The organism is Bacilli bacterium, assembly GCA_035326105.1.
Taxonomy (GTDB): domain Bacteria; phylum Bacillota_I; class Bacilli_A; order RFN20; family CAG-826; genus UBA7706.
The window spans coordinates 48,331-64,366 of the sequence record DAOKYO010000001.1; the positions used below are offsets into that span (position 1 = coordinate 48,331).

A 16,036-nucleotide genomic window follows, 5' to 3' on the forward strand; every position below is an offset into this window, starting at 1 on the left:
TGGTGGTATTAACGAGCATTCTGCTCTTCCACGTTTTATTTATCGACAGCAATGCCCATATTACGAGCGGAACCTTCGACAACCTTCATCGCTGCTTCCAAATCATCGCAATTTAAATCAGGCAATTTGTATTCGGCAATCTTCTTTAATTGTTCTTGGCTAATATGGCCAACAACTTGGGTTTTAGCGTTGCTAGAACCCTTTTGGATGCCCGCTGCTTTTAAAAGCAATCCGGCAACCGGCGAAGTCTTGATGACATAGTCAAATGACTTGTCCTCATAGGCAGTAATGATAACCGGAACCACTTCACCTTTCCGGTCACCCGTTTTGGCGTTAAAATCTGTACAGAACTTGGGCATGACAATACCGGCCGAAGCAAGCTTTGGTCCTGGTTTAGCCTCACCACCAATGAGTTCTAGTTTAACTACCTTAGCGATTTTTTTACTCACGTGACTTTCCTCCTTGATAAATAGTATGTTGTCCGTGCTGTGGTCAAAGGGCTAATCGTGCACCCTTCCACAAAACAAACCGTAGGTTATAAGAAGCCATACTCCTCCAACCTACGCTTTGGTATTATAAATGTTTAATAGACTAAAGGCAACGTTTTTTCTTATATTTACTAAAAAAATATTGAACATTTTATATAAAAGTGTTATTTAGCGGTCAATAAGAGCCTAACCCGGTCGTGTAGACAATTACTGGGACTTGTGCTATATTCACGCTAGAGTTATTGATAACTCATTGAGGATACTATGTATCGGCTTTTAAAAAAGTTGCACATTTCTCCATATCTTGCCGTGGCATTGAGTTTTTTTCTCGTCATTTTGCTCGGCAGTTTTATTTTATGGACTCCATGGGCCTATCAAAATCGCGAAATGCCACAGTTCATCGATGCTTTTTTTACGGCCGCGAGCGCCGTATGCGTTACCGGACTGAATGTATACAGTAGTTTGGTTGACACCTTTTCCGTCTTTGGAAAAGTCGTTATCGCACTTTTGATTCAATTAGGCGGACTCGGTTTTATTACAATTTTTGCTTTCACCGTCACACTTTTTGGAAGACGAATTTCCGTCCTTGATCGCTATTTGTTAAAACGGGCTTTCAGCGTCGGTCAAAACGCGAACATACTGCGTTTTATTCGCCAAATGGTCGTTATTTCTTTGATAATCGAAGCTATCGGATCTATTCCATTTATGCTTGTGTTCATCCCTCAATACGGATTTTGGGTCGGTGTTGGAAAAGCGGTTTTCCAAGCCATTAGTTCTTTTAACAATGCCGGGTTTGACCTTATCGGCGACTCCTCACTGATGCCGTATTATGGAAATTATATTGTGACATTAAACACAATTATGCTGGTCTTTTTAGGGGGAATTGGTTTCCTTGTCATCGGTGATATTTTGAAAACAAAGCGCATTCGTAATTGGAGCATAATTACCAAGATTTCTCTTTTGATGTCATTCATACTAACCTTTGGTGGTGCGCTTTTAGTTTTCTTGTTAGATGAGGGTGGTATCAGTTTTTATCACGCTTTATTTCAAAGTGTGGTGGCTAGAACCGCAGGATTTTATACCGTTCAAATAAGCGGGCTTACCACTGGCGCCCGAGGAATCTTACTCTTATTGATGTTTATCGGAGCTTCTCCGCTTTCAACCGGAGGCGGAACTAAAACATCCACTTGGTTCGTGATTCTCATCACCGGCTGGAGCTTTATCCGCGGTAAAAAAGCTCAAGCTTTTAAGCGCTCCTTTTCCCAAAAGAACTTTGTTCAGGCTACAACCCTTGTCTTCTTTGCTTTTATGGCCATCATGGTTGGTGTGTTGGTGGTAAATCGTTTGGAACAAAACAATCCCAGCAATGACATATACGCGACTTATGGTCTTTCCGCAGTTGTATTCGAATGCTTCTCCGCCTTTGGAACAGTGGGCACTTCTTTTGGAATTACCCCTTACCTATCGACCGGTAGTAAAATAGTGCTATGTACGTTAATGTTCTTTGGCCGAGTTGGACCGATGACTTTAATTTCATCCGTCAGCGAATCCATGAATCGGGAAGAAAAATTACATTACGCTAATATAGAAGCTGACGTAATTGTCGGCTAGGAGGAAATATGACAAATAGCAATGAAAAGAAAACTTTCGTCGTAATTGGTCTTGGTCAATTTGGAATGTCTATTGTTGAAGAGTTGGTTTCTCTCAACAAAGATGTCATCGCCTTGGACAAAGATGAGGAAGCCGTTCGTATCGCCTCTGAACTTACCCCTACAGCCTTTGTCTGTGATTCCACAAATGAGAAGGCTCTGCGGGAACTAGAAATTCAAAATGTTTCGCATGCCATCGTTTGCTATGGCGACAACACTGTGGCTTCAATTCTTACTACTGTTTTACTGGTGAGTATGAACATCAAGCATGTTATTGTACGGATGGATAATGAAACCTACATTCCCATTATTAAAAAACTCGGCGCTACCGAGGTTGTTACCCCTCAACGTCTCGCCGGACTGGGGCTGGCCAATCGTTTAGGAAACGACGACTTTCTCGATTACTATTCCCTTGCTGGCGATTATTCAGTCGTCAAAATTACCATTAGAAATGATTATCGACCCGTGACTATTCAAGCTTTAAATCCGCGCAACGAGTTTGGGGTAAACCTTATACTGATTCAGCGCGGAGGCAAAACTTTCGCCCCGAAAGCGCTCGATAAGATTCATCCCGGTGACATAGTATTCGTTGTTGGATTAAATGGTGACATCGAAGATTTCAGTAATTTTATTAACAAAGAACCAATCGAACACGCCGGCAATTAAGTAAAACCGCGATGGGAAGAAAATTTCCATCGTGGTTTTTTTATTCCACTTTTGCTTTTATTAGTAACAGAGAATTTATAACAAGAAGAATTGCTAATCCTGAATCGCTAAGTACGGCGAGCCACATCGGGGCCAAATTGAAATAGGCCAGCACCATAACGCTAATTTTAACAATTAGGGCAATGACGATGTTGCTTATTGCCCTCCGCCGGGTAATGCGGGCTATTTTTATCGCTGTGGCCACCTTCAGTGGATCATCGTTCATAATCACCGCATCTGCGCTGCTGACAGCAATATCACTGCCGATTCCTCCCATCGCAAATCCTATATCAGCCTTTGCAATGGATGGGGCATCATTGACTCCATCGCCAATAAAAGCCACCGCTTGTTTTGGATTGGTGCCGGTCAGCTTTTCATCAAGATATCGGATTTTATCCTGAGGCAATAGTTCGGCATGATATTCATCGATACCAATTTTTTGACTGATATGCGCCGCATTACTTTCGCGATCGCCCGTTAACATTTCTAAACGGACATGCTCGCGATGCAATTTACTAACCATATCGGCGACTCCCGGTTTAATTGTATCGTTAAGTTCTACTCGGCCAATGACTCGTTTATCATAAGCAACATACACAACAACTCCACTTTGAATGGTCTCGCCGAGAGTAATATGATTGCTTTTTAAAAACTGACCATTGCCCACTAAAACTTCTTTCCCATCATATATCGCCCTTAATCCCCGGCCAGTCTCCTCATGAAACTGGTCAACATTTAAGATTTCAATATCTTTGAAATGTCCAGTTATGGCTTTTGCTAACGGATGTCCGCTCAGTGATTCAAGCGATACCAATAATTGCCGAGCAATTTGTTCATCGCTTTTAACAAAATAAAAACTAGTAACAGAAAATTCTCCAGTAGTTAAAGTCCCCGTCTTGTCATAAATTATTGTTTTAACCTCATTGAGTCGATCAAGATAATTGGCTCCCTTTATCACAATGCCCTTTTTGCTTGCCAATCCAATTCCCGTAAAAAAAGCCAGCGGAACCGATATTACGATGGCGCAAGGGCAAGATACGACAAGAAAAGTTAAAGCCGTGTAGGCACTTCCGCGCCAATCACCATTAAAAAGGGGAGGAATAATTGCCACCAAAAGAGCTAAGGCCATTACAATTGGAGTATAAAAACGAGAAAAGCGAGCGATAAATTTTTCAGCTTTGGCTTTATTTTCTCCCGAAGTTGTAACTAGCTCAATTATTTTGCTAATTGTCGACTCTTGATAGGCTTTTTCGACTTTCAAAATTAGAATTCCATCCGTCACAACTGTCCCACTTAAAGCGACATCCCCCGCAACCACTCCTTGAGGTAAAAATTCGCCAGTTAATGACGATGTATCTAATGATCCAGTTCCGCTTATTACCGTCGAATCTACCGGAATAATCTCCCCGACGCGCACCATGATAACATCACCTTTTACCAATATTGAAGGATCGACATCCATATATTCATCATTGCGATATACATGGGCGATATCACTCCTTAAATCTAGGGCGGCAACAATTGATCGACGAGATTTTTCAATCGATATATCTTCAAAAATTTCACCGATTTGAAAAAGAAGCATTACCAAGACTGCCTCTTCATAACTTTGAATGGCAAATGCTCCCAAAGTTGCCACACTCATCAAAACCGTTTCGTCAAAAACGCTTCTTCCCGTAAATAAATTCTTACCCGCTTTAAATAATATGTCATAGCCAATAAGCAAATAACTAATAATTGAAACGGCGATGATTAGTGCTTCGTTCATCGCAGTCGTTAAGAGCGGATACCGATCAAAAAAGTAGACTGAGCCAAGTAAAACCGCGCTAATGATAATGCGCAATATTTTTATTTTAATTGCCCTTGTTAAAATGGGGGTCTTAACCACTTGCGAGTTTCTGTGCTCACGTATTTCTAACGGGTCGCTTTCCACTTCAGCGGCCTTCCGTTTTAATTCCTCAATCGAAAGTTCATCTTTTTGGTAATCAACATACAGTTTCTCGTTTACAAAGTCGATGCTGGCACTTTTAATGTTTGGATCACTACTTAGGTGACGGGATACTTTTAATGCGCAATTGGCGCAGTCGAAACCTTTGATATCATATAGTTTTTTCATATTCAAACCTCTACTCGGATGCGTGATCAAAAACCACTGACAAGAGTGAAGCGACATGGTCATCGCTTAAAGAATAACTCACACGGTTGCCTTCTCGCTCATTTTTTACCAACGAAGCATCTTTTAATACCTTAAGTTGATGAGAAATTAGCGATTGGGAAGCATCGGCAATGCTTTGCAATTCTCCGACATACTTTGGCCCATCTAGTAATGCACACAAAATTTTTAATCGCGTATAATCTGCGGTTATACTCAATAGATGCTCCATTTTTTCTAGCACATCTTCGGTTGGCAATATTTTTCTTGTCATAACGCATCTCCCAAATATGAATAATCATTCATATACCGTCTACATTATATGAACGGGCATTCATATTGTCAACAAAAAAATTCCCACTTTTACGTGGGAATAATTTTTAAATCTTCTCTATTTGCGCGAATTCAACTTCGAGAACCGTCGGCCGGCCAAAGAAGACGGCTTCAAGTTTAACGTTGCCCGTATCTTTATCAATGGAAGTAATTCTTCCTTCCGTTCCTTCAAAAGATCCATGGATAACCTTGACGAAGTCTCCAACCGTGTAGCGGTCATACATACTCGCATCAATTTCACCCATCCGTTTTAGAACCGGTTCAATCTGCTCGCGGGGAACCGGGAATGGCTTGGTGCCACCGCCACTGGAGCCGACGAATCCGGTGACGCCTGGGGTATTACGCACCATATACCATGCCTCATCCGACATAATCATTTCAATAAAGACATAACCGGGATAAAGATTCTTCATCTTTTTCTTACCCGTGGGGAGACCATCTTTAAGAACATCAACTTCAATTTCTGCGACAATGACCCGAAAGACAAAATCATGCAAATTCATCGAATCAGCACGCCGTAGAAGATTTAGTTTAACTGTATTCTCGTGTCCAGAATAGGTATTAACAACATACCATTGAACATCTTTTTCATTATTTTCCATTTAGAACTCCCTATCCTTTGATCGCTTTAAAGGCATCTTCAACCGCGCCTAATAAGCGCGCCGCCGCCAAGTCCTCTAAATTTAAAATCAAGGCCGAAATCGCCGTGATAATAACAACCACGACAATAAGAGGAATAATCGTTTCCCGCTTGGGCCACCGAACTCTTTTTCCTTCTTTGACGACTTCGCCAAAATATTTCTTTGCTGACATAATATCCTCCTAGCGGCTTTCCTTATGGATCGTCATCTTGTTGCATTTTGGACAAAATTTTTTTAACTCAAGACGCTCTGTTACGCTGGCGTCTTTCCGCCGTGTGGTTGTATAGTTTCGTGATAGACATTCTGAGCAAATTAAAAGAACCTTTTCCCGCACCTAAAATCACATCCTTATGTAATAATTTTATCGATAGAATTATAACTTGTAAAAGTCGATATTGCAATCATTAAGTTTAGTAAAACAAAAAGAAGGAAAAATTAATCCAATTGAACAATATCTGCAGTTCTTCGCTTGAATGAATCACGCCTTTACAAAAAAGAGAATAATTAATAATGAAAGAAATGTTTGCCTAAATGATATTAGCAAATCAGTCTTCTTTCCCTAAAGAAATTAGTCTCACATCATTTACAACTCTACACTTCGTTTTAAATTTATGGTTTGCCATTACGTAGCGTATTATCCGTTACTACAATTATTGTTGCATTTTTTATTTACTGCCAAGTTTTTACATAATAAATAATTAAAAAGATTGTTTGGTTTTTAGTTTAATGTTTTCAATCAACAGATAGTAATAGTATTTTGACAAATTCATCGCCCGCATTATTTCCTGCGGATAATAACCTTGCAGGCGAAAAAGAATAATCATTTTTTCTTGCCGTGTTAGCGAAAACGGCAAGTATGATTCCATATTTTCAACATCGTCTTCACGAAGTAGATGCTTACTTATGTAGGGATCTTCATCGCCTACGCTATCCATGAGGGTTAAACCTTCTCCGTAATTTAATTCTTCATCCAAAGAGTGGGCTTCATTTAACAGTGAGTGACTGCTGGCCATATTTTCGCGAAGATAATTCCATATGCTGCGACGAACCAAAAGTTTAGCATAGGCGGGAAATGGTCCCCGCTGCTCCTGATAATTTTTGGCGGCATTATAAATGGCAAAATTACCAACCGATATCAAATCATTAACTTCCAGGCCCGAAAAGCCTGTTGTTTCAAAGGCCGTAAAAGCGGTATTGCGAATAAGAGGAGCAAATTGCTCTAACAACTCTTTTATCGCCGACTCGTTTTCATCTTTTACTTGCCCGACTATTCTTTTAATACTGGCTTGTTCATCTTCAAATAAAATAAAGACCTCCTTGTATTCCTCAATAATTAGTTTGCAAAAAGCGAATTCCGGCGATAAGAATGCCGGCCGCCACTGAGGCATTAAGTGAATTAACATGTCCCACCATCGGTATCTTAACGATAAAATCCGATTTTTTCAGCAAAAGCTCCGGAATCCCGAATCCTTCGCTGCCGACGATGAGTCCGGTTGGGGTATCATAGCGAACCATATCATACGTTTGATTGGCCTTTCCATCCGAAGCCACAATCCAAAATCCAGCCTCCTTAAGTGTTTGAATGCTGGAGGCAAGATTGGTGACTTGAGCGATTGGAACATATTGTTGCGCGCCGGTAGCCACTTTTATCACCGTCGGTGTCACTCCCACCTGATTGGTCTTCTTAATAACAATACCATCGACGCCAAACGCATCCGCGGTGCGAATAATCGCCCCTAAATTGTGCGGGTCATTCAACTCTGCCAAAATCAAAATAAGCGGATATTTCTTTTCCTTAGCTTTCTTAATTATTTCATCAAAAGAGGCATAAGAAAAAGTACTTACTTCCGCTACAAGTCCCTGGTGATTGCCACCCATAGATAATTTTGCCAACAGACTGCTATCCACTCGCTCGAAACTGCACTTGGCCGCGGAAATAAGATTATCAATTTCAACATCATGCAAAGATGAGTTTATGAATAAATGTTGAACCTGATGTTCCCGTAACGCCGCTTTTACACTATTACGCCCAAATATGTACATTTTTCCCATTTATTAATAGTCCGTAGAAATCTTAAATTCAAGCGGTTTAATTCGATCTTTCAGTTCTTCGCTGAAGGCGGTAACGGTTGCTTTAGATGCAAAAGCGCAATTTAATGTCACGCGTAAGCATGAGAAGCCATTGATGACAACCATTTGCGATTGTATATCACGAATGTTGACCCCGTAACGAGCCGCGATAAGATGAGCGTCTTTGAGAACCGAAACATCGCTAGGAACAACGATAGTGATTTTTGGCGAACGGCGGTTGGCATAATGTTCAATCTTTCTTAGGCTGACAAGAATGAAGAAAGAAAGGATAGTCGCCATCGTGGCGAAAACAAATCTTCCCGCGCCACAGGCCAAACCGATGGACATGGTTAGAAAAATCGTGGTTGCGGTGGTAAGACCTTTAATATCGGTCCCGGTTTGAATAATTGTGCCGGCGCCTAAAAAGCCGATGCCACTGACAACCTGTGCTGCTAAACGGGCTGGGTCGCGATTGGGAGAGATTAAATTATCAAATCCATAAACGGAAATAATCATCACAAGACATGAGGCCATTGCCACAAGAATATGGGTTCTAAGACCCGCCGCATGACCATGATATTCCCGCTCAAATCCAATAATCCCCGAGAGGATGAAGGTCATAAGAAGACTGACGGCCACCAGAGCCGTATTGCCCCACATACCGAAACTGTTGAACCAGTCGACGATAACTTTATCAACCGATAACGGGCTAACAGAGGCAAAAAGGGTAAATGTATTATCGAGTAACGTCATATTTTCCACCTACTTTCTTTATAGAATGTGACGCTGAGCAAGTAAGGCCCTGAGTTGATCGCTTAATGCGAAATCTTTTTTTTGTTTCGCTTCACGATACATTGAAAGCAGCTTCTTGTCTTCGGCATTTAAACGAGGATAATCAATCTCAAATCCGAGAATACCGATCATATCTCTCATCGTTGAGAAATATCCTTGTAATTGCTCAATATCAACTTTTTGACGCAAAGCGAGATTCGCGTCCTTTACGACTTTGAAAAGTTCCGTAATTGCATTCGAAGTGTTTAAGTCATTAGCCAATTCCGCTAAGAAACTATCCATATGAGAACCCTTCTTTTTATCATCAAAATTATTGTTCTCCTGCAGGTAAACAGCTAATTGGCGGTATGCTTGGGCGATTTTATCGATTTCAATCCGGCTTGACCTTACGACTTCTTCCGTAAAATTAACCGGGGCCCGATAATGGGTAGATAATAACATCATTCGCAACGTATTGCCACCAAATTTTGCAATCGCATCTTGAGCCAAAACAACGTTTCCAAGTGATTTGGACATTTTCTCATTATCAATATTGATAAAGCCATTATGCATCCAGAAATGAGCCAAGTGATTGTGATTGACCGCTAACGATTGGGCGATTTCATTTTCATGATGAGGAAACTTCAAGTCGAAACCCCCACCATGAATATCGATGTAGCGTTTAGGAAAAATAGAGTCGATCATAACCACGCATTCGGTATGCCAACCCGGCCGACCTTCACCCCATGGTGAGGACCATTTAATTCCCACTTTCGTTTTCTTCCATAAAGCAAAATCCAGTGGTGATTCCTTTTTTTCGTTTTCTTCTACTCGCGCACCGACCAGCATGTCATCAACTTGGACGTTTGAAAGCTCGCCATAATTCTTATCGCTTTGGACTCTGAAAAAAACATCCCCATCAACCTCGTAAGCCGCATCGGCTTCGATAAGTTTCCCTATGAAGGAAATTATCTGATCCATATATTCCGTGACCCTAGGAGCGATATTGGGTTTACGTGAGTGAATATCAGTCAAAGCCTGTTCAAAGGCGGCGATATACTTGCGAGCAATACTTTGCTCGTCCGTATGCTCCTCCAGTGCGCGAGTGATAATTTTATCATCGACATCGGTATAATTGCTGACATAAGTGACATCGTAGCCGATATATTCAAAAAAGCGCCGAAGCGTATCAAAAACGACAACTGGACGCATATTGCCGATGTGAACATAGTTATAGACGGTCGGGCCACAAACATACATCGAAATTTTTCCCTCTTCTAGCGGAAAAAATGGTTCAACCTTTTTACTTAAAGAATTGAAAAATTGCAAATTCATAAATACTCACCCTATGAAAATTATAACATGAAAATAAAACGATATATATACGAAAAAATACGATTTATTTGCCGAAAACGCCAAGATTAGACTCGGTCGAAACAAATAAAAAACAAAGGCGATAAGAAGAAAATACTTACTTAAGAATTATCTGTTTCAGTTCCGAAACGGACGCCGCCATATACTTTGGCCCCAAGGCCTGAATTTGGGAGTATTTGCGAAATCCCCATCCTACCCAGCAGACATCTAATTCAGCATTGGCCCCGGTTTTAACATCGACATCACTATCGCCGACAAACAGAGTTTCTATTTTATCCAAAGCATATGTATCGATAAGCAGATTGACGGCATATGGATCGGGTTTAACCGGCATTCCCGCTTTTTGTCCCAATATCGCATCAAACAAATCCGGGTAAAAAAAGTTAACGACATTTTGAGCTATGTCATCCGGCTTATTAGTGCAGCAGAAAATACGAATGTTCGATTTTTTTAATTCTTTGATCAAATCCGATAGTCCTCGATAGGCATAAGAAAAGTTGGTGTTATTATGCTGATATATTTCAAGATAGTGACTCTTAACTTCGTCTTTCATCTTTTGATCTAAACCGCATTTACTTAAAGCCCGCGCGATCATTACGTCGGTTCCGCTTCCAACCAACGCCATCGTTTCCTCTTCACTAAAGGATGCATGGTAGCCAACTTTCAGAATCGCTTTATTAATTGAATCGGCTAAATCACCGATAGAATTGACCAGCGTTCCATCAAGATCAAAGATAACATTTTTAAACATATAAGAGCCTCCGCGAAACATGTTTATTTTACTCTTTTTTTAAAAGAAATATCAGTGGAAAATTTGTCGGATTTTCTTTGCGGACAGCGGATGTGCAAAAGCGGCAATTTTATTGCGATTTCAGGCAAATAAAAACCCGACTGCAAGCATTATTTCGCCGTCGGGATTTTTTACTTAAGCCAAGAAAACAATCTTGTTGCCTAATAAGATGGTGACAAAGTCAACGAATCCAAGAATTGCTCCAAAGAATACGTAGACAATCGCCCCAAGGTAGTTCTTTTTGACTACTCTATGGATGACCCCCGCCCACCAGTTCACGATTGGAATAATCGAGATAATGAGAGAGACAATCCAAGTTGAGCCAAACCAATAACCTTTACCTTTTTTGGAAGCTGCCATACAGATTTCCTCCTATTTCTAATATGATAATATTACCATATTTATTATTTTGAAGACTAACCATATACTCAATCTTCCAGCATTAAGAAGAAAACCCCGGCACTGATGGAAATAATGCCCACGACTAAAATAAATATCTCATTGATATTGCTTCCAATAAAAGGAGCAATAATAAGCAAAACGCCGATGGCCATCCGTATAATTCCAAAAGCCAGTTGATGTGAGCCGGTATGGAAACGATAATTATCAATCAGTTGCAGGAGGCCGATTAAGGCCATAGCCACGCCTAATAAAACAAAACCGACCTTGACTAAAGGATCAGAAAAGACCGCCATTAAAACACCAACGACCATTTCAAAGCCGCCTAAAAGAAAAATAAACTTGTCTTTATTGCGGCCTTTGAGCGAATCAAATACGGTGATGGCGCCAAAGCAAGCCATTACGACACCGATAACGAAAATAATAATATTCAAAGCGGAAATTCTTAGCCAAACTAGAAGGGCACCAAGAATAATTAAGGCAATTGAAATTCCGGTCAACGGGCTTATTGGCCCGATTACTCTTTTTGTTTTCCCCATAAACAGCATCCTTTCTTATAAACTCTATATTTTGATTATACTAATTAATGGGAAAGACGCCACTATTTTTTTAAAAAAAGAGCACCCGCAGGTGCTCAATTTAATTATTTAACAAATTCAATCATCGCCATCGGTGCATTGTCACCTTTGCGATTGACAAGCTTTAGAATGCGGGTATAACCACCTTTACGGTCTTTATAAGCCGGTCCGACTTCGTTGAAGAGAACCTCAAGCGCCGTCGCTCCTTTTGCATTCTTAATACCTTCACGAACGTAGGCTGCCGCTAAACGCCGGCTGTGTAAATCGCCGGTTTTAGCTAAAGTTACGAGGTGATCGGCTTCCTTTTGTAATTGCTTAGCGACTTTAGCGGTGACGACCACTTTGCCACTAACGATAAGTTGGCTTACGACATTGCGAAGCATCGCCTTATCTTTACTCACAGTATAGCCAGCCTTAAACCTTACGCCGCCTTTACCATGAACGTTTTTACGTCCAATTGTTGCCATATATTGTTACTCCTTACTCAAAGTCGCGGAAGGAAAGGCCAATCTCCGCCAATTTATCTTTGACTTCCTTAAGCGATTTCTTTCCTAGATTGCGAACTTTCATCATTTCTTCTTCAGACTTCTGAGTGAGCTCGAGAACTGTTTGAATGCCGGCCCGCTTTAAGCAGTTATAGCTCCGAACAGATAAATCAAGTTCTTCAATGGTCATATTTTCGAATTTATTGCCTTCTTCTTCCACCGGATCCTTAAGGATATTGACATCCTTAGTTTTTTCATCCAAGGAAACGAATTCATCGAAATAAGCCATCAGGATACGCGCACTAAGCGCCACCGCGTCTTGCGGACGCATAGCGCCATTGGTGGTAACCTCAAGTGTTAAACGATCAAAGTTGGTATCGTGACCCACACGAGTTCCATCGACCGTATACGACACTTTGGTAATCGGTGAGTAATTGCTGTCTGTCGCAATCGCGCCAACCGGTAAGGTAGGATGAAGCGCTTTGTTTCCTTCGGAAGTAACATAGCCACGGCCGTTATGGGCGTGCATAATCATCTTGAGATGACCGCCTTCGGCAATGTGGGCAATCTCGAGATCGGGATTGACAATCGTGACGCCACCCGGAACTTTAATATCGCCCGCACGGACGGTTGTCGGTCCCATGACGTCAATTTCAAGTCGCTTATTAACATTCTCCTCATCGTCGATTTTCAAGACTAAATCTTTCAAATTTAAGATGATGGTCGTAACATCCTCAACAATGCCTTCAAGAGCCGCAAATTCGTGGCGCGCTCCTTCGATTTCAACCGCGTAAACACTGGCGCCCGGTAAAGAGCTCAGCAATACCCGCCGCAAACTATTTCCAATGGTTAGGCCAAATCCCCGTTCTAGTGGTTCAATGACGAATTTTCCATAGTTCGTTGTATCATCGAAAGTAGCAACTTTAAATTCCGGTTTTTCGAAAGGGTGTGCAATTTTTGACATTTAGTTTTCCTCCCTATTTTTTAAAGTAGCCAAACTATTAGCCCCGGGGCCGCTTTGGTGGGCGGCAACCGTTATGGGGAATTGGAGTGGTATCAGTAATCGAAGTAACCTGCAATCCGGCCGCTTGCAGCGCGCGAACGGCAGCTTCCCGACCCTGACCTGGGCCTTTGACATTGACATCGACGAATTTAATTCCTTGATCGACAGCTGATTTTGCCGCGGCTTCGCCCGCAAGTTGAGCCGCCCAAGGAGTGGACTTCTTGGAGCCCTTGAAGCCTAAGGCTCCAGCTGAACTCCAGGCAATCGCATTTCCGGCCTCGTCGGTAATAGTGACGATAGTGTTATTGAAAGTCGAGTGAACGTGGGCAATACCTTTGGTAAAACTACGTTTGACTTTCTTTTTCCGGACACTGTTCTTTTTAGTTGTTTGTGCCATATTAGATTGTCCTCTCTTTCATTAACCTTGGGTAGCCATCTTCTTATTGGCGATGGTTTTCCGTGGGCCTTTACGCGTACGAGCGTTGGTTTTGGTGGATTGTCCACGAACTGGTAATCCCTTCCGATGGCGAATGCCCCGGTAGCAACCAATCTCTTCAAGTCGTTTGATATTCATGGCCACTTCCCGGCGAAGATCACCTTCAACCTTGACGTGGTTAATTTCGTTACGAATCGCCGTTAATTGCTCATCGTTTAAATCTTTTACCCGAATATCCTCACTGATATTTACTTTTTTTAAAATCTTTTGGGCGCGGGATGAACCAATACCATAAATATAGGTCAAAGAAACCACAACCCGTTTTTCATTTGGAATATCTACACCTGCAATACGTGCCATATTCTGTTTCCTCCTAAATTAACCTTGTCTTTGCTTATGCTTGGGGTTAGAGCATATCACCATGACTTTGCCATGCCGACGAATAACCTTGCACTTATCGCAAATAGGTTTGACTGAGGGTCTTACTTTCATAAAATTTTTCCTCCTCGTTCCGGTTACTACTTGAACCGGTAAGTAATGCGGCCCCGTGTTAAATCATAAGGCGAAATTTCAACCGTAACTCTATCACCTGGTAGAATGCGAATATTGTGCATCCGGATTTTACCAGAAACGTGGGCCAGAATTACGACGCCGTTTTCGAGTTGCACATTGAACATTACGTTCGGCAAACACTCGACGACGACTGCCTCGACGGTAATTACATCATTTTTTGCCATGTTACCACTCCTCATCAGGTAATACGGTCAACGGCTCAAAGCCGTCCGCAGTTATTACTATGGTGTTCTCGTAGTGGGCGCACAATTTGCCATCTACCGTCTTCACCGTCCATCCGTCCGCCATAGTGCGCGTGCTCACTGAACCTTGATTGACCATCGGTTCAATCGCCAAGCACATGCCTTCGCGAAGGATGGGTCCATGTCCGGCTTCCCCATAGTTAGGAATGTACGGATCTTCATGGAGCTCCCGGCCAATACCATGACCGGTGTAGTCGCGCGGGAGGGTGTACCCCCGCTCTTCACAATAATTTTGAATCGCATGAGAGATATCCGATAGCCGGTTTCCCGGTTTCGCATTTTCTCGGACTGCGGTCCAGAAGCTTTCCTTTGTCGTAAGTACCAAGCGCTTTGTTTCCGCCGTCACTTCCCCGACAGGGAAGGTACGACAGGCATCCCCGCAATAGCCCTTATAGGTTGCTCCAACATCCAAGGAAACGATGTCTCCCTCTTTTAGAACAATCTTCTTACTCGGAATTCCGTGGATGAGCGTATCGTTTACCGATATGCAAATGTTTCCCGGAAAGCCACCATAGCCTTTAAAAGTTGGGATGGCTCCGTTACTCTTAATGACTTCAGCAGCCAGCTTGTCTAACTCGGCGGTTGTGACGCCAGGCACACAGTGGGGTTGGAGTTCTTTGAACACCAAAGCGACAATGTGTCCGGCTTCCCGCATCAACTCAATTTCACGCATCGATTTGCGTATGATCATCGCTGATCCACCTCGCGGAAAATGACGCTGATTTTCTTAAACAGCTCGTCGACGCCAAGCAGACCATCAACTTCGTGAAGAAGGCCTTCCTGACGATAGAATTCTTCGAGCGGTTTGGTATCTTTGTAATAGACACTGAGACGGGTTTCCAACGCTTCGACAGTATCGTCTTTACGTTGATATAATTCTCCGCCACAGATATCGCAAACTCCTTCAACCTTCGGTTTCAGAGTTTCGATGTGATATGGGGCCCCGCAATTACGGCATACCCTCCGACCACTAATCCGACGAATAAGCTCCTCCTTGTCGCAGGAGAAGTTAATGACGCCGCTGATTGGGGAATGTAACTCGGAAGTCAATTCCTTAAGGGCCTCGGCCTGCGGAAGCGTCCGAGGAAAGCCGTCAAGTAAATATCCATGTTGGCAATCCGCTTTCGATAAACGTTCCCTCACTAAGCCGATTGTCACTTCATCGGGAACAAGTCGTCCCTCGTTGATATAGCCAGCCGCTTCTTTTCCGAGCGGAGTACCGGCTTTGATGGCTTCCCGGAACATATCTCCGGTTGAAATATGGGGGATTCCATAAGCTGCAATCAACTTTTTGGCCTGAGTGCCTTTGCCGGCTCCCGGTGGCCCCATCAAGATAATGTTTAGCAT

23 protein-coding genes are annotated in these 16,036 nt (G+C 42.3%); 2 read left to right on the top strand and 21 right to left on the bottom strand.

Features of this window, described 5'->3' with window-relative positions:
* Positions 1 to 35 precede the first annotated feature (35 nt).
* Positions 36 to 449, bottom strand: a complete 414-nt coding sequence (rplK, locus tag PKC96_00200) for a 50S ribosomal protein L11 (protein ID HML99745.1) — start codon at positions 447 to 449, stop codon at positions 36 to 38.
* A gap of 303 nt (positions 450 to 752) precedes the next feature.
* Here rplK and PKC96_00205 point away from each other — a divergent pair, with 303 nt between their 5' ends.
* Both PKC96_00205 and PKC96_00210 read left to right on the top strand, forming a co-directional pair.
* The gene (locus PKC96_00205; GenBank protein ID HML99746.1) at positions 753 to 2,099 is read left to right on the top strand and encodes a potassium transporter TrkG; all 1,347 of its coding nucleotides are present in this window, start codon (positions 753 to 755) and stop codon (positions 2,097 to 2,099) included.
* 8 nt (positions 2,100 to 2,107) lie between these two features.
* Positions 2,108 to 2,803, top strand: coding sequence for a TrkA family potassium uptake protein (locus tag PKC96_00210; GenBank protein HML99747.1), 696 nt, complete (start codon positions 2,108 to 2,110; stop codon positions 2,801 to 2,803).
* A gap of 40 nt (positions 2,804 to 2,843) precedes the next feature.
* On the opposite strand, the gene PKC96_00215 is transcribed toward PKC96_00210, so the two are convergent.
* The 20 genes from PKC96_00215 to PKC96_00310 form a co-directional block, all read right to left on the bottom strand.
* Positions 2,844 to 4,958, bottom strand: coding sequence for a heavy metal translocating P-type ATPase (locus tag PKC96_00215; GenBank protein HML99748.1), 2,115 nt, complete (start codon positions 4,956 to 4,958; stop codon positions 2,844 to 2,846).
* A 10-nt stretch (positions 4,959 to 4,968) separates the two neighbouring features.
* A complete protein-coding gene (locus tag PKC96_00220) occupies positions 4,969 to 5,268 on the bottom strand; it encodes a metalloregulator ArsR/SmtB family transcription factor (protein ID HML99749.1) in 300 nt (99 codons plus the stop codon).
* 106 nt (positions 5,269 to 5,374) lie between these two features.
* Positions 5,375 to 5,929, bottom strand: coding sequence for a transcription termination/antitermination protein NusG (gene nusG / locus PKC96_00225; GenBank protein ID HML99750.1), 555 nt, complete (start codon positions 5,927 to 5,929; stop codon positions 5,375 to 5,377).
* A 10-nt stretch (positions 5,930 to 5,939) separates the two neighbouring features.
* Positions 5,940 to 6,140 carry a preprotein translocase subunit SecE gene (secE, locus tag PKC96_00230; GenBank protein ID HML99751.1) on the bottom strand — a complete coding sequence of 67 codons (201 nt, stop codon included), beginning with the start codon at positions 6,138 to 6,140 and terminating at the stop codon, positions 5,940 to 5,942.
* A 9-nt stretch (positions 6,141 to 6,149) separates the two neighbouring features.
* Positions 6,150 to 6,302: a 50S ribosomal protein L33 gene (rpmG, locus tag PKC96_00235; GenBank protein HML99752.1), complete on the bottom strand. Its 153-nt coding sequence runs from the start codon at positions 6,300 to 6,302 to the stop codon at positions 6,150 to 6,152.
* Between the two features lie 364 nt (positions 6,303 to 6,666).
* Complete coding sequence (locus PKC96_00240) at positions 6,667 to 7,371, bottom strand: sigma-70 family RNA polymerase sigma factor (protein HML99753.1); 705 nt, start codon at positions 7,369 to 7,371, stop codon at positions 6,667 to 6,669.
* Complete coding sequence (gene rlmB / locus PKC96_00245; protein ID HML99754.1) at positions 7,295 to 8,020, bottom strand: 23S rRNA (guanosine(2251)-2'-O)-methyltransferase RlmB; 726 nt, start codon at positions 8,018 to 8,020, stop codon at positions 7,295 to 7,297. Before rlmB ends, PKC96_00240 begins: the two co-directional genes overlap by 77 nt.
* 3 nt (positions 8,021 to 8,023) lie before the next feature.
* On the bottom strand, positions 8,024 to 8,791 hold the full coding sequence (locus PKC96_00250; GenBank protein ID HML99755.1) for an MgtC/SapB family protein: 768 nt from the start codon (positions 8,789 to 8,791) through the stop codon (positions 8,024 to 8,026).
* A gap of 18 nt (positions 8,792 to 8,809) precedes the next feature.
* Positions 8,810 to 10,138, bottom strand: coding sequence for a cysteine--tRNA ligase (cysS, locus tag PKC96_00255; GenBank protein ID HML99756.1), 1,329 nt, complete (start codon positions 10,136 to 10,138; stop codon positions 8,810 to 8,812).
* Between the two features lie 142 nt (positions 10,139 to 10,280).
* Positions 10,281 to 10,934, bottom strand: coding sequence for an HAD family hydrolase (locus PKC96_00260; GenBank protein ID HML99757.1), 654 nt, complete (start codon positions 10,932 to 10,934; stop codon positions 10,281 to 10,283).
* Positions 10,935 to 11,108: 174 nt separating this feature from the next.
* Positions 11,109 to 11,333 carry a hypothetical protein gene (locus PKC96_00265; protein ID HML99758.1) on the bottom strand — a complete coding sequence of 75 codons (225 nt, stop codon included), beginning with the start codon at positions 11,331 to 11,333 and terminating at the stop codon, positions 11,109 to 11,111.
* A gap of 68 nt (positions 11,334 to 11,401) precedes the next feature.
* A complete protein-coding gene (locus PKC96_00270) occupies positions 11,402 to 11,911 on the bottom strand; it encodes a DUF308 domain-containing protein (protein ID HML99759.1) in 510 nt (169 codons plus the stop codon).
* A 104-nt stretch (positions 11,912 to 12,015) separates the two neighbouring features.
* Positions 12,016 to 12,417, bottom strand: a complete 402-nt coding sequence (gene rplQ, locus PKC96_00275; protein ID HML99760.1) for a 50S ribosomal protein L17 — start codon at positions 12,415 to 12,417, stop codon at positions 12,016 to 12,018.
* A 13-nt stretch (positions 12,418 to 12,430) separates the two neighbouring features.
* Complete coding sequence (locus PKC96_00280; GenBank protein ID HML99761.1) at positions 12,431 to 13,399, bottom strand: DNA-directed RNA polymerase subunit alpha; 969 nt, start codon at positions 13,397 to 13,399, stop codon at positions 12,431 to 12,433.
* Positions 13,400 to 13,436: 37 nt separating this feature from the next.
* Complete coding sequence (rpsK, locus tag PKC96_00285) at positions 13,437 to 13,835, bottom strand: 30S ribosomal protein S11 (GenBank protein HML99762.1); 399 nt, start codon at positions 13,833 to 13,835, stop codon at positions 13,437 to 13,439.
* 21 nt (positions 13,836 to 13,856) lie between these two features.
* Entirely contained in the window at positions 13,857 to 14,234 is a 378-nt protein-coding gene (gene rpsM, locus PKC96_00290; protein ID HML99763.1) for a 30S ribosomal protein S13, read from the bottom strand.
* Between the two features lie 18 nt (positions 14,235 to 14,252).
* The gene (rpmJ, locus tag PKC96_00295) at positions 14,253 to 14,366 is read right to left on the bottom strand and encodes a 50S ribosomal protein L36 (GenBank protein ID HML99764.1); all 114 of its coding nucleotides are present in this window, start codon (positions 14,364 to 14,366) and stop codon (positions 14,253 to 14,255) included.
* A gap of 26 nt (positions 14,367 to 14,392) precedes the next feature.
* Positions 14,393 to 14,611 (bottom strand): translation initiation factor IF-1, encoded by a 219-nt coding sequence (gene infA, locus PKC96_00300; protein HML99765.1) that lies wholly within the window; start codon positions 14,609 to 14,611, stop codon positions 14,393 to 14,395.
* A 1-nt stretch (position 14,612) separates the two neighbouring features.
* Positions 14,613 to 15,380 (bottom strand): type I methionyl aminopeptidase, encoded by a 768-nt coding sequence (gene map, locus PKC96_00305; GenBank protein ID HML99766.1) that lies wholly within the window; start codon positions 15,378 to 15,380, stop codon positions 14,613 to 14,615.
* Positions 15,377 to 16,036, bottom strand: coding sequence for an adenylate kinase (locus PKC96_00310; GenBank protein ID HML99767.1), 660 nt, complete (start codon positions 16,034 to 16,036; stop codon positions 15,377 to 15,379). Before PKC96_00310 ends, map begins: the two co-directional genes overlap by 4 nt.